Source organism: Fontibacillus panacisegetis (assembly GCF_900102215.1).
GTDB classification, from domain to species: Bacteria; Bacillota; Bacilli; order Paenibacillales; family Paenibacillaceae; genus Fontibacillus; species Fontibacillus panacisegetis.
Map to the genome: position 1 here is coordinate 1 of NZ_FNBG01000004.1, position 12,742 is coordinate 12,742.

At 42.6% G+C, this 12,742-nt stretch carries 14 protein-coding genes and 1 pseudogene; 2 read left to right on the forward strand and 13 right to left on the reverse strand.

Features of this window, described 5'->3' with window-relative positions:
• Window positions 1-125 precede the first annotated feature (125 nt).
• From BLS49_RS05310 to BLS49_RS05340, 7 genes and pseudogenes are all read right to left on the reverse strand, one after another.
• Entirely contained in the window at window positions 126-1,124 is a 999-nt protein-coding gene (locus BLS49_RS05310; RefSeq protein WP_091227330.1) for an asparaginase, read from the reverse strand.
• Between the two features lie 110 nt (window positions 1,125-1,234).
• Window positions 1,235-2,002, reverse strand: a complete 768-nt coding sequence (locus BLS49_RS05315; RefSeq protein WP_091227331.1) for a sigma-70 family RNA polymerase sigma factor — start codon at window positions 2,000-2,002, stop codon at window positions 1,235-1,237.
• A complete protein-coding gene (rsbW, locus tag BLS49_RS05320; protein WP_091227604.1) occupies window positions 1,999-2,451 on the reverse strand; it encodes an anti-sigma B factor RsbW in 453 nt (150 codons plus the stop codon). Before rsbW ends, BLS49_RS05315 begins: the two co-directional genes overlap by 4 nt.
• Window positions 2,452-2,474: 23 nt before the next feature.
• Window positions 2,475-2,810 (reverse strand): STAS domain-containing protein, encoded by a 336-nt coding sequence (locus tag BLS49_RS05325; protein WP_091227333.1) that lies wholly within the window; start codon window positions 2,808-2,810, stop codon window positions 2,475-2,477.
• A gap of 106 nt (window positions 2,811-2,916) precedes the next feature.
• Window positions 2,917-4,092, reverse strand: a pseudogene (locus BLS49_RS05330) (response regulator); the annotation flags it as partial.
• Between the two features lie 13 nt (window positions 4,093-4,105).
• The gene (locus BLS49_RS05335) at window positions 4,106-5,281 is read right to left on the reverse strand and encodes a SpoIIE family protein phosphatase (protein ID WP_091227336.1); all 1,176 of its coding nucleotides are present in this window, start codon (window positions 5,279-5,281) and stop codon (window positions 4,106-4,108) included.
• A 256-nt stretch (window positions 5,282-5,537) separates the two neighbouring features.
• Complete coding sequence (locus BLS49_RS05340) at window positions 5,538-6,038, reverse strand: DUF948 domain-containing protein (protein WP_091227338.1); 501 nt, start codon at window positions 6,036-6,038, stop codon at window positions 5,538-5,540.
• A gap of 130 nt (window positions 6,039-6,168) precedes the next feature.
• Here BLS49_RS05340 and BLS49_RS05345 point away from each other — a divergent pair, with 130 nt between their 5' ends.
• The gene (locus BLS49_RS05345) at window positions 6,169-6,333 is read left to right on the forward strand and encodes a DUF1328 domain-containing protein (protein ID WP_091227339.1); all 165 of its coding nucleotides are present in this window, start codon (window positions 6,169-6,171) and stop codon (window positions 6,331-6,333) included.
• A 93-nt stretch (window positions 6,334-6,426) separates the two neighbouring features.
• Here BLS49_RS05345 and BLS49_RS05350 read toward each other — a convergent pair whose 3' ends face one another.
• The 3 genes from BLS49_RS05350 to BLS49_RS05360 form a co-directional block, all read right to left on the reverse strand.
• Window positions 6,427-6,999, reverse strand: coding sequence for a hypothetical protein (locus BLS49_RS05350; protein ID WP_091227341.1), 573 nt, complete (start codon window positions 6,997-6,999; stop codon window positions 6,427-6,429).
• 177 nt (window positions 7,000-7,176) lie between these two features.
• Window positions 7,177-7,983, reverse strand: coding sequence for a C40 family peptidase (locus tag BLS49_RS05355; RefSeq protein ID WP_091227343.1), 807 nt, complete (start codon window positions 7,981-7,983; stop codon window positions 7,177-7,179).
• A 446-nt stretch (window positions 7,984-8,429) separates the two neighbouring features.
• Entirely contained in the window at window positions 8,430-9,296 is an 867-nt protein-coding gene (locus BLS49_RS05360) for a cation diffusion facilitator family transporter (RefSeq protein WP_091227344.1), read from the reverse strand.
• Between the two features lie 202 nt (window positions 9,297-9,498).
• Between BLS49_RS05360 and BLS49_RS05365 the strand changes: the two genes are divergently transcribed.
• Complete coding sequence (locus BLS49_RS05365; RefSeq protein ID WP_091227346.1) at window positions 9,499-9,684, forward strand: hypothetical protein; 186 nt, start codon at window positions 9,499-9,501, stop codon at window positions 9,682-9,684.
• 129 nt (window positions 9,685-9,813) lie between these two features.
• Here BLS49_RS05365 and BLS49_RS05370 read toward each other — a convergent pair whose 3' ends face one another.
• From BLS49_RS05370 to cydS, 3 genes are all read right to left on the reverse strand, one after another.
• Window positions 9,814-11,442: an ABC-F family ATP-binding cassette domain-containing protein gene (locus BLS49_RS05370; RefSeq protein WP_091227348.1), complete on the reverse strand. Its 1,629-nt coding sequence runs from the start codon at window positions 11,440-11,442 to the stop codon at window positions 9,814-9,816.
• 167 nt (window positions 11,443-11,609) lie between these two features.
• Window positions 11,610-12,557: an MBL fold metallo-hydrolase gene (locus BLS49_RS05375; RefSeq protein ID WP_091227349.1), complete on the reverse strand. Its 948-nt coding sequence runs from the start codon at window positions 12,555-12,557 to the stop codon at window positions 11,610-11,612.
• A gap of 79 nt (window positions 12,558-12,636) precedes the next feature.
• Window positions 12,637-12,738 (reverse strand): cytochrome bd oxidase small subunit CydS family protein, encoded by a 102-nt coding sequence (gene cydS, locus BLS49_RS25710; protein WP_376769581.1) that lies wholly within the window; start codon window positions 12,736-12,738, stop codon window positions 12,637-12,639.
• Window positions 12,739-12,742 lie beyond the last annotated feature (4 nt).

Below are 12,742 nucleotides of genomic sequence, written 5' to 3' on the forward strand. Positions count from 1 at the left end.
CACTATTACACTTGAGATACGGTCATAGAATGTGTGGCAGGATCAAGCGGTGCAGGGATCATCTTCCTTGCACCGCTATTTCTAGTTTTGACACTAACCCTACTTTTAGGACAGCCCCATTGTTATTACTCTAGAGTGAACACCGATTCAACATTTCCTACCGTCCATCCCTCATCATTTCTGATATCTGTAGAGAAGGTATCACGTAATTGCTGTATTGTGTTCTGATTGCTATATCCAAGCTGCTCCAGAATGCCAAGCGCAATAAGTCCCCATTCCTCTTCAGAGCCATCCGCCACCTTAAAAGCAACACCCAATCTTTCCTTACGTAAACTAAAAGCGAATACCCCTTTAAAGCCACCCTTGGCGATCAGATTGTCATCCTCAAGCATAATTGAATCTACTTTGCCACTTCCACCAACCAAGTGTGGATAATGATTCATTGCTGAGGTTATTGTTGAGACCGCCTTAGCTGTCGCTGGATCTTCAATCAAATCCGGGCAAGCCAACTTCATGTATGCTGTTGCCAGAGCCGATAACGGAAGATTAAAGACTGGAAATCCGCAGCCATCAATTGCACGGCCGATTTCTTCCTGCGGAATATTCGCCAGATTTGCGAACGTATCGGCAATCTCCTGCTGAACAGGATGCTGACGGTCATTGTAGCCCTCTAGCGGGAGACTGCGCATTTTACAGTAGGCAAGAACGCCGAGATGCTTACCCGCACAATTATGATACAGTCGACGGCGATGCCCCCCTTCGCGAAGCAAGCACTCCGCAGCTTCTTCATTAAGCGGCAAGCTAGGAGCGCACACCATGTTATCTTCCTGAAGACTTGTCTTCTTGATCAAGTTTTCTAGCGCTTGAACATGGATATGTTCACCTCGATGGGAAGCGGTCATTACGGCAACCTCTTCCTCAGTCAACCCAAACTCCTCTATAAGCCCTGCACGGATTCCCGGAATTGCCTGAATCGGTTTGGCTGATGATCTCGTGAAAGCTCTGTAATGAGGATCGCCAACATACTTGACCACCTGTCCATGTTCGTCTACTACACATATATGACCACGGTGGACACATTCCAGTAATCCCCCGCGAAACTCTTGTATCAAAGTCGTATCCATTCTATTGCTGTCTCCTTCCAAATCCACACTGATACCGTCATTAAAGTATAGTACAGCCGAAGCAAAAAAAAAACGCCACATCCAAAGAGTGGCGTATCGAAGTAATATATTTAACTAGAATTAGACATAATTTGTTTCAATTTCTCTGTCGCCCGCTTCTGAATACGGGATACGCTCATCTGAGAAAGACCTAGCTGCTGTGCGATTGCACGTTGAGACTGTCCTTCCTGAAAAGCGAGAATCAGTACCTGCTGCTCTTGTTCCTTAAGCTGACCCAAGGCTTGCTGCAGATCCATTCTTTTCTCTACCGTATCATAGTCGTTGGCCTCAGAACTGATGAGCTCACCGAGAGTTGCAGCACTCTCCTCCTGAGACAAAGGAGAATCCAGCGATACATAATGATAGCACTCTCGCCCGGCAAGAACCTCAACCGTCTCCTCGACAGATAACTCTAAATAATTTGCAATTTCCGTTACATCAGGAGAACGCTCCAATTTTATAGTGAGTTCATCGATTGCTTGTTGAACAAGCGCACCCTTTTCCTTAATTCTTCGGGGCACTTGTATATACCATGACTTGTCTCGCAGAAAATTTTTCATATGCCCGATCATGCTCTTCATCGCATACGGTTCAAAGGGAATACCCAGCTCGATATCATATTGCTGAAGAAGACGAATGAGTGCCATACTGCCAACCTGATACAAATCCTCATACAAGTCAGTACGAGTACGTGAAATTTTGCCTGCAGCCATCTTGACCATAGGTTCATATTTTTGAATCAGAACTGTAGCAATCTCATTATCCATCGTTTGCTGGTATTTTCTAATAAGTTCTATTGCTTCATTAGTCGACTGGGGAGTAGTCAACTTATCGGTCATACTCTCTCCTCGCTTGGTATGAGCCTTCGTGACATGACCACCTTTGTACCTCTGCCGGACTCACTCTCAACGCTAACATTGTCCATTAGCGCCTGCATGAGATAGAATCCTAAACCGCCGATCTGTGCATCCTCCAGATCCTTATCATGCAGTCCGGTTCGTCCAGCCGCCTTGCCCCACGCATCAAAGCTCTCCCCTTCATCTCTGACCGTGATTTGCAATTCATCTGCAATGATATCGAAGGTGACTTCCATGTTGCCCTGGTCATGTTTGTAAGCGTAAAGAACCGAGTTGTTACATGCTTCTGAAACGGCTACTTTCATATCTTCAATCTCTTCAAAGGAAAAACCCATTTTGGAGGCTACTCCATAGAGATTTAGTCTTACAATATCCACATATTCAGCCTTTGCAGGCAAACTGATTACTACTTTCTGCGCTTCGTCTGTCACTGTCACAATCAATCTTTCCTTTCCTAATGGGAATTCTCAGCAGCAAAAAACTTCGCGATCCCGGTCATATCGAACAATTTCTGTATTTGATCAGGAACTTCCTCAACAAGGAAACCGGAATTCATTCCATGCCTTGTCTTTAGAATTGACAGTAGAATTCCTATGCCCGTGCTATCGATGTACTTTAATTCCTTCAAATTGATAACTAAATCAATCGTCTCATCGACAACCAGAGGCTCCATGACCTGACGAAGTTCAGGTGCAACGGACAAATCCAACTCACCACTTAAAGCGACTGTACAGATGCCATCCTCCAAATGAGACGTAACATTAAACTTCTCATTCCTACTCATATTCATAGACAATCTCTCCTGAAAGTTGTTTTCACTATACATAACCCTTCATTTCGACACGTGAATCAAAATATACTCCCGTCGCTTCGGGAGATTCGACACTATACGCACAAATTGTAAAATTAAATGCTGCCCCGTTCTCATTCTCCACATCAAGTCCAATTTCTCCACCCATCATATGAACAAGAGTCTGGCAAATCGCAAGCCCAAGGCCTGTACCGCCATGCTTTCTAGTCATTGGAGAATCAAGCTGAGAGAAAGGCTTAAACAGACTATCGATCTTATCAGGAGCTATGCCAACTCCCGTATCCTTGACGGTAAACTCCAGTACATATTTATCTTCATCTTTACCTGCGACAGAAACAAAGAGGTAAATACCACCCTCTTCGGTGAATTTCATTGCGTTCGTAATCAGCTGAATCAGCACTTGCCGAAGTCTTCCCATATCCCCATACAAAATAGCGGGGACATCCTCTTGTATGACACACACAAGCTCGAGATTCTTATTGCGTGCGTCCATAACAAACATACCAATTACATCCTCAATTGCAGCGCGTAATTCAAAAGGACTCTCTTCCAGTACCATAATACCGGACTCCATATTCGTAAAATCCAGAATATCATTAATTACCGTACTCAACGTATCAGCACTGCCCCGAATGATTTGGGCATATTCCTTCTGTTCATCCTTAAGCTCAGTCTCCATCAAAACGTCAATCATACCGATCACCCCGTTCATTGGGGTACGAATTTCATGACTCATCATAGCCAGAAATTCAGTTTTTGCTCTAACTGCAATTTCAGCCGCTTCTCTCGCCCTCATCAGCTCTTCGTAAATTCTTTCCAGCTCTTGTGTTTTTTGCTGTAGCAGCATGCTCTGTGCCTTAAGGCGTTGATTAGTCTGATACATATCGACAAACCCATCAATCTTGGATTTAATCACCTGAGGAACAAATGGCTTCATTACATAATCAATGACACCCGTCGAACTTCCGGCATACAATTGCATTGCTTCCGTGCATTCATCAACGGTAAAAATGATAGGTATTTCCTTCGACTTCTCCTGGGTCTTGATTAGCTTAACGGTTTCAATTCCGTTTGTTCCAGGCATTTGAACGTCAAGTACAATGACTGCATAACTATCCCTGTGCAGCAATCTTAACGCTTCTTCCCCAGAAGCAGCTTTGACCAAATTATATGGCTCACTATCCAGAACCGCTTCCAAGGCTACCAAGCTCTTGGGACAGTCATCTACCAGCAAGATATGAATTGGCTCTTCAACCCCCATGAAATCCTCCCGCTTATACCATATTATCTATCGATGAATCCTTAAGCGATATCCATACTAAACACTTGTCATCTTCACGTTCCTGAAGGACCTGATCATCGAAAAATATAGCCTGCATTTCTCCTTTATTAAAAAAGTGACTACCCCTGAACGTCTTGTCCAACATATCCATCTGTTCTTCGCGCGCCCCCTCTATCACTTCCATGAGACCATCCGTATACATTACGATATGTCCTTCATCTTCATATGGGATCGTTTGAGTGGTAGCATCTATTTTGTCGAATAATCCTACAGGCGGACACACAACATCCAGTTTAATAGCTTGATTACTTCCATGATAAAAAATCGCCGGAGGATGCCCCGCATTTACATAATCGATTTTTTTGTATTTCGTATCCACCACAAGATAAATCGCCGTAAAATAATACTGCACAAGCTGGTTCTCAATATGCAATTGATTGAATCTGCGGTTTAATTCCTGAATGACCTTTTCAGGCTCCACATAGGTATTTACGATGTCTTTCAAAACAGAGGCAATGAACATACAGAACAGGGATGATGAGAAGCCATGACCCATCATATCTAGCAGGATGATTCCGTACCTCCCGTCTCCCAACGGATACCAGGAATACAAATCTCCAGCAAGTTCAAATGAGGGTTTATACAGAGCATCAATCTCGAAATGAGGATCCTGAATCGGAGAACTTAATACTGCATTTTGAATCAAAGCCGCTAGTTTCAGCTCGTCCTGGATTCGCTGATCCCGTTCCTTATGCCAGTCCTTTTCTTGTTTAAGCCTGAGTGCGAGCCTTAGCCTTGCCATCAGCTCCACCTTATTGATTGGTTTGGTTACATAATCAACAGCTCCTGCATCCAAAGCTTCAGCGAGCTTCTTAGAATCTCCGACAGCTGTAACCATAATAATAGGGATATCTCTCAAATTATCGTACAGCTGCAGTATACGACAAGCTTCAATTCCATCCATTACTGGCATCATCATATCTAGTAATATCAAATCAATATCCGATGGACCAGCCTTCAGATTTTCTCCCGGATGGGTAATTCCCAATCTTTCCAACATCTCAAAAGCTGAAGATACCGAGACAGTATCCCAATAGTCTTCTTTTTTCAGAATTTCACGAATAATGATCACATTTGTCGGATTATCGTCAACGATTAATATTCTCATACAATAGTACTCCTTAGTTTCTACAAAATTGCCGAAATCCTAATAATTGACCTGTGACTACATCTCGACTCCGTCTTCTTCGTCAAAAAGGAACAAAATCCCTCTTTTTAACATTTGCAAAAACCTTCCAATTCCGGCTCAACCCTTTGCTGTCGCAACATCTACAAAACATAGATAAGGAATGGGTAATAATTCCCATTCCTTATCTATAATTTGAACTATATTTACCCGATCATTTCAGTTTTGAAACAACATATCACGTACGATATTTCTGCCACACGGTAGCTGCGATGTCGACCCACTTCACCCAGCCCCCCTGTTTATGAGCATCTGAAGCGGATTCATTGCTTGCATTGTGAGACTTTGGTACAGGACTAGATATTCCAACTGGAGCACCTGAAGCATTGGTTGTGACTTTTGAGCTTCTTGGAGAATTTTTGATTCTTCCAATAAGTGAAGATGACACTTGCTTGGCAGCTAGAGTTACTTCATTCAATACATCGCCTACATTTTTTACAGATTCTAGTACAGGATCTACCTGATCCATCTTATGCTGCAAATCACTCGTTATTTCATTGGCTTGCCTCACTACCTGCTTCACTTCAACACTAAGCTCATCGATCGTTTTCTGTACGTCCTGCAGAGTCTGGGCAGTAGTGTGTAACGACTTCTCAGCTGCCCTTAGCGTCTTAATAAGGAAAATGACTAATACTACAAAGGCTACCGCAATGAGTGCTATACTTATTTGCCAAATCATATAAATCCCTCTCTTTCTGTCACTTTGTACCCGAAGATCTGTTGTTTCAATCACAGATGTCTTGGTTAAAGTTTCTACAAGTCCCTAGTACCACTATACAATATTTTACGATGAAGGGAGAATGATTAGCATGTTAAGATGGTCATTAATTTTTCTTGTCATAGCTCTAGTAGCTGGTATATTCGGTTTCTTTAACATCGTAGCGGCAGCCGCTTCCATTGCAAAAGTACTCTTCTTCTTATTTCTGGTCATTTTTATCATCTCGCTATTCACTGGAAGAAGCCGTTCCTTATAAGGAGAAAAGGCTAAACTCAATAAGCCATAAATAATACAAAAACAGAGTGGTTGCCAAGAAATCCCCTTGGCCGGCCATCTCTGTTTTTGTATTTTACAATAAATTCAAATAACTTGCGATCTCCAGCCAGTCGAGTGCGAATTTAACAGTGACGGCTTTTCCGGGAAAGTCGACCTCTTCAATTTTTATGAAATCAGGGAAATAAGATGTCATATCAATCACAATGGGTTCAAGTCCGACCTGCTGAGGAGGAACAGAAATATGTCTTATCGATATTTTTTCAGGCTGTAAAATTAATTTTCCCTCACTGTATACCAGAGAATATTCCACTTCTGCTCCAAATTCTACTGGCCCCCAAGCACCATTAATATATACAAGAAGCATGTCTGCGTTTAATTGAAATTCTGATCCCGAAACTTCGAATGGCAGCTCCTTGCTGCTGATATTTTCAGCAAGCCCTTTTTTCGCTAACTGGTTCAACTCAGACTGTGTAATGGTTATTTCAGGTTTACGAGTCTCTGCCATTTGCCGCAGCTTATCCCGCCATGCGATTTCGGTATAATTCATATCCAAAGTTTTAGATGGCCGGATGTACAGCCAAGAGGCGGCTAGCAGAAGCACGAGTGCCATAAGTATCAATCCTACTAACAAACGGCGTTTTCCCATCCGTCATTCCTCCTTTTCGCTATCCAATTACAAAATACTAGTCTTTCGAGTACAAAGCAAGTTTACACTAGTTGTGTTAGCACCCGTTGCATAATAAAAAAGCTTCACGGATCAATGTATTCCCTATCGACCCGTTGAAGCTTATATATAGCATGATAATGATTGCTTTCAATTACATTATTTCAACACACTGCCTCCAAATAGAAAACGATGTTCCCACGACTTGGAAAGCGTATCGATACGTACCCCACCCGATTTATTGGAGTAAGTATGAAGCAATTGACCATTTCCAAGGTATATAGCCACATGTGTTATTTTTTCCGAACTCTTGTCAACTCCAGCGTAAGCAGAGGCTGATGATCCTTTGTAGCTCATAAAAAAGACCAAATCTCCTGCCTTCAAGCTTCCGATATTATAAACCGCTGTGCCTTGTTCCTTGATCCAGTCACCTTGTTTGCGGGAATCTGCGGGAAGGACGATACCTAATGCCTCCTTATATGCTTGTTTCACGAAGTCCGAACAGTCAAACGTATACGTTGTGCTTCGATCTGAACCAAACTCATATGGAGTTCCTAAATATTTTTTACCCGTTTTTATTACCAAATTAATCTTCTCTGTTAATGACGAAGAAACCTCTGATCCTTGTCCGGGCTTACTCTGTGAGGAATTTGAACTCAATTTAATATACTTACTTGATTTACTTACATAGCCAGTATGGCCGCCTGAAGTTTTTACTTTATAGTAATATTTATTACTTTTATCCAGAATAGCGACATTAGTGCCCTTCTTCAAAAATCCAATTATTTTGCCTGATGAAAGTGATGGCTTATTCCGTAAATTAACGCCGCCAACGATATGACCTTTCGCTATGGATGAAGAAATTGCTGTCGTTGTCGAAGCCGCTGCCGAAGCTGGGGCTTGCATGGTCATGTAGGAAGATAAGAGCATTGCGCTCATTGTAAAAATTGCTATACTGCGTTTCATAGATGCGCCTCCTTGATGTTGATAATCTTGGATGTATTAGGTGAGTATTACATCTTCCCTCCTTTCTTTGGACTCTCTTCCATTATATCTCTTGTCGAACTTTGTCTAAATAAGTCGATTTTCACATTATTTAGTTATTCGGGATTCCATCGCCTGCAATTGTAGTACCAAAGAACTACAAATCTATAAAAATAGGCAAAAAAATAACCCCGTTACCCTACGCAAATTACTGCAAAAATACATGCTTTTACAATGAATATCACTAATCATGATGAAAACCTGCAAAAGTACATTTTTATTAATCTAATTTAGTCAAAACAAACGTTCTGACACAAAAAAGATGCACTTTTGCACGCATTCTCATTACTGATCAGTGTATCCGATAAAAAGATGCACTTTGGCAGCAATCTCCGCAAATAACGAGGTTCCATGCAAACAATTCAGTGTTAAGATTTGGGCTCGACATGTACATGAACATGCATTACATTTTGGCGCTTTACCATACGCTCTTCAACAAGATCACTGATATGATGACTTTCCGTTACAGTTAATTCAGGATCAACCTCAATCACAACATCAACCAAAACGTGATTACCGTGTACTCGCGCCTTTAAATCTTTTATTCCCTCGACTCCCTCAATTCGTGCAATCGTGCTGCGTAAATCCTTAAGCTCCTTCTCGTCAAAACCATCCGTAAGATTATGTGTAGAATCTCTGAAAATGTCCCAAGCTGTTTTACAGATCAGCAGGCCTACTGCGAAGGCAGCAACTGTATCCAGCCACGGAAGTCCGAATTGAGCACCAACAATACCGACAGCAGCACCTACACTGACCATAGCATCGGATAAATTATCTTTTGCAGCAGCCATAAGAGCATGATTGTTAATTTGTTTCGCAAGTCTGCTGTTATATATGTAGACTCCCCACATAGCAACCGCACACACAACAGCTACTCCCGCAGACCATAAATGAGGCTCTGTATTATTCCCTTCGATCAGAGAGCGAATCGCTCCAATAATGACTTGAATCCCTACCATAGCCATAATAAATGAGGCAACCAGCGCAGCAATCGTCTCCGCGCGGAAATGGCCGTAAGCATGATCAGAATCAGGTGGTTTCTGTGAAATTTTTAATCCAATTAATACTGCTACCGACGCAACGATGTCCGTCAAATTATTAAAACCGTCCGCTATTAATGCGCTAGATACAAATAAATATCCACTAATTAATTTAAACGCAGATAGTATTATATAAGCGGAAATACTCACCCAAGCTCCGCGTTCTCCCTTTCGAATATCATCGTAGACATTCAATGTTGCGCACCTCCAGGTTTCTCCCCTATTTGAAGAATTTCAAATCGTTACATCATCGTAGCAAACAATATCCGTGTGGGTCTAGAGAAACAGTGTTGCACAAGGCTAAAGCGAGCCTTAAACATTATTCCCGTTGTACCGTTATTTAAAAACGTATAGAATAGGGACAACCCCCTTTTTTTAATTTAAGGAGATGATATCGATGACGGAAACAAATGAACCCCGTAAAATCGATTTGGCTGAAGCAATGCGGCAAAAACTGCAGCAAAAAAAACAGCAGCAAACGGGTAACAAGCAAGGAATAAATGGTGGTCAGCAGACTAAAATGCTGAAGAGTCAAAACAATAAAAAGCCTAACAACCAGCGCCGTCGTACTGGTGGCTCATAGAATCGACTCTTGTTCACAGACCATAGGGAGTGAGGAGGAATCAGCTTATCGCGATTCCTCCCCACTCCCTATTCCTGTTTTTGTCCAAAAAAACAAGCCGCAGCATTAAGCTGGCGACTTGTTCATACATTATTTATCTTCCTCTGGATACATGCTCTTGCGTAAATTTTGAACTTCTTCGTTCTCCAGATACTCGTCATAGGACATGACACGATCGATAATTCCATTAGGTGTAATCTCAATGATGCGGTTAGCAATCGTCTGAATAAATTGATGGTCATGCGATGTAAACATGATCGTTCCATCAAAGTCGATAAGCCCGTTGTTAAGCGCTGTAATCGACTCCAAATCAAGGTGGTTGGTAGGCTCATCGAACAAGAGAACATTCGCTCCGTTCAGCATCATTTTAGCGAGCATACAACGTACCTTTTCTCCCCCGGACAATACACTTGCTTTCTTGAGTGCTTCTTCACCAGAGAACAGCATACGTCCCAAAAATCCACGAAGGAATGTCTCATCCTGATCGTTGGAATATTGACGCAGCCAGTCTACCAGATTAATCTCTACTCCATCGAAATAAGCAGAGTTATCTTTAGGGAAATACGCTTGCGAAGTCGTTACGCCCCAGCTGTATTCGCCAGCGTCCGGCTCAAGCTCGCCCATGACAACTTGGAACAACGTAGACTTCGGCAGCGAGTTAGGTCCTACAAAAGCAATCTTATCGCCTTTGTTGACTACAAAACTCACGTTATCCAGCACTTTATCGCCTTCTACAGTCTTATTCAGACTATCAATAGTTAGCAACTGCTTACCCGCTTCACGTTCAGCCTTAAAGTGCAAGAACGGATATTTCCGGTTCGAAGGACGAATATCTTCCAGCGTAATTTTATCAAGCTGCTTCTTACGCGAAGTCGCTTGCTTCGATTTAGACGCATTAGCGGAGAAACGTTGAATAAAGGCTTGTAATTCCTTAATCTTCTCTTCCTTTTTCTTATTAGCGTCACGTTGTAACGTGAGCGCCAATTGGCTCGACTCGTACCAGAAATCATAGTTACCTACATACATCTGGATTTTACCGAAATCAATATCCGCAATGTGCGTACAAACTTTGTTCAGGAAGTGACGGTCATGGGATACAACAATAACTGTTCCCTCGTAGTCCATGAGGAAGTTCTCCAGCCATTGAATAGATTCCAAATCCAAGTGGTTGGTAGGCTCATCGAGCAACAGATTGTTCGGACGACCGAACAGAGCTTGCGCAAGGAGTACACGTACCTTCTCATTCCCACTAAGTTCAGCCATTTTCTTGTCATGCAATTCGCGTGGAATACCAAGTCCAATCAAGAGCGCAGCCGCATCCGGCTCAGCATCCCAACCATTAAGCTCAGCAAACTCGCCTTCTAACTCACCTGCACGCATACCGTCTGCTTCTGTGAAGTCGGCTTTGGCGTACAGAGCATCCTTCTCTTTCATAATGGAATAGAGTCTTGCATGGCCCATAATAACCGTTTCAAGAGCTTGAAACTCGTCATATTCGTAATGATTCTGTTTCAGTACTGCCATACGTTCTCCCGGAGTCATGCTTACTTCGCCTTGGTTAGCTTCGATTTCACCAGACAAAATTTTAAGAAAAGTTGACTTGCCGGCACCGTTTGCTCCGATCAATCCATAGCAGTTCCCCGGTGTAAATTTTATATTCACATCCTCGAAAAGTGCTCGTTTTCCATAACGGAGCGTTACACCATTTGTGCTAATCATATTAGGCATTACCATCCTTTTTCATTAATAGCGCTACTGGCACAATATTATACCATAGATCGCCGCATAAGTTGAGAGAAGCGGAATGTCACCTTGCGACATCTGATGAATACAAAAACAAAAGGTTACCCCTCAGATTGGATAACCCCGTTATAATTTATTCATCCTCATTCTTTTGGAAATCGAAGTGTCTCCCCATGCATTAGCACACGGATACTCTCCACCGGAACGCTGCGACGCTGCCGATCCGCTTCAAGCCGATCAAGCGCCTCTCTTGCAGTGTCATCCGCAAGGCGAAATGTTCCATAGTGCATAGGAACCATTATTTTGGCATTAACGTCTATAAACGCCTGAAGAGCCTCCTCAGGTGTCGTATGCTGACTATTCATGAACCACTCAGGTTCATACGCCCCTATGGGCATAAGTGCAACATCGATCTCATATTTTTTGCCAATGTCTACAAATCCACGAAAATACCCGCTATCTCCTGCAAAATATACGGTGGGTGGACGATAATCTTCCCTTGCTTCCACTGCTTCTAATATATAACCTCCCCAATGAGAGGTGTTGATATCAAACAGAGTTCGACGCGTCCAATGCTGGGTGGGGACAAAGGAAATCCTTACATTACCTACTTGAAGGTCATCCCACCACTTAAGCTCGTAGGTGCGCTGGAATCCCTTTCGAATCATTTTGCGTCCAAGCCCAACCGGAACAATAAGTCTTGTTTCAGCACCGTACAGCTTTCGAATCGAAGCCAGATGCATGTGGTCATAGTGAGAATGGGATATGAGAATAATGTCTATATTCGGAATGTCTTGAATCGCTATACCCGGAGTGCCAATTCGGCGCTGGAATCCCATTCGGGCTGCCCATACGGGATCTGTAACAATATTTAACCCTTCATACTGAATCAAAAAGGTAGAATGGCCAATCCACGTAATGGACACTTCTCCTTGATTTTGCGACAAAAAATCGAGCTGCGGCGGCATGTTAGGAATAATATAAGAATAATCCTTCTTCTTTTTCCGTCTCTCTTCCCTCCACTGCCTGAGCTGCTTCAACGATCGGTCTGTATTTACGTTATCCAAATTGTTGTAGCGTGTTCTTGGCATAGTGAGGATACCTCCTTCCAAATCCCGTTAACTCTTTCATTTTAAAACAACCGCTACGTTATTCCAAATTTTTATAAACTCAGTCTGCCGGGTCCCTGTATTTGCTTGCATACAGAAATAAAAACAGCACTGTAATCACAATAACAGCCTGCGGCGCTATCATAATGAGAAATTCCTCCATCCCG

Bases quoted from the DNA above. Each gene is read 5' to 3' on its own strand.
- BLS49_RS05310 (WP_091227330.1), bottom strand. From the start codon at position 1,124: ATGGATACGACTTTGATACAAGAGTTTCGCGGGGGATTACTGGAATGT.
- BLS49_RS05315 (WP_091227331.1), bottom strand. From the start codon at position 2,002: ATGACCGATAAGTTGACTACTCCCCAGTCGACTAATGAAGCAATAGAA.
- BLS49_RS05325 (WP_091227333.1), bottom strand. From the start codon at position 2,810: ATGAATATGAGTAGGAATGAGAAGTTTAATGTTACGTCTCATTTGGAG.
- BLS49_RS05335 (WP_091227336.1), bottom strand. From the start codon at position 5,281: ATGAGAATATTAATCGTTGACGATAATCCGACAAATGTGATCATTATT.
- BLS49_RS05340 (WP_091227338.1), bottom strand. From the start codon at position 6,038: ATGATTTGGCAAATAAGTATAGCACTCATTGCGGTAGCCTTTGTAGTA.
- BLS49_RS05345 (WP_091227339.1), top strand. From the start codon at position 6,169: ATGTTAAGATGGTCATTAATTTTTCTTGTCATAGCTCTAGTAGCTGGT.
- BLS49_RS05350 (WP_091227341.1), bottom strand. From the start codon at position 6,999: ATGGGAAAACGCCGTTTGTTAGTAGGATTGATACTTATGGCACTCGTG.
- BLS49_RS05355 (WP_091227343.1), bottom strand. From the start codon at position 7,983: ATGAAACGCAGTATAGCAATTTTTACAATGAGCGCAATGCTCTTATCT.
- BLS49_RS05365 (WP_091227346.1), top strand. From the start codon at position 9,499: ATGACGGAAACAAATGAACCCCGTAAAATCGATTTGGCTGAAGCAATG.
- BLS49_RS05370 (WP_091227348.1), bottom strand. From the start codon at position 11,442: ATGATTAGCACAAATGGTGTAACGCTCCGTTATGGAAAACGAGCACTT.
- BLS49_RS05375 (WP_091227349.1), bottom strand. From the start codon at position 12,557: ATGCCAAGAACACGCTACAACAATTTGGATAACGTAAATACAGACCGA.
- cydS (WP_376769581.1), bottom strand. From the start codon at position 12,738: ATGGAGGAATTTCTCATTATGATAGCGCCGCAGGCTGTTATTGTGATT.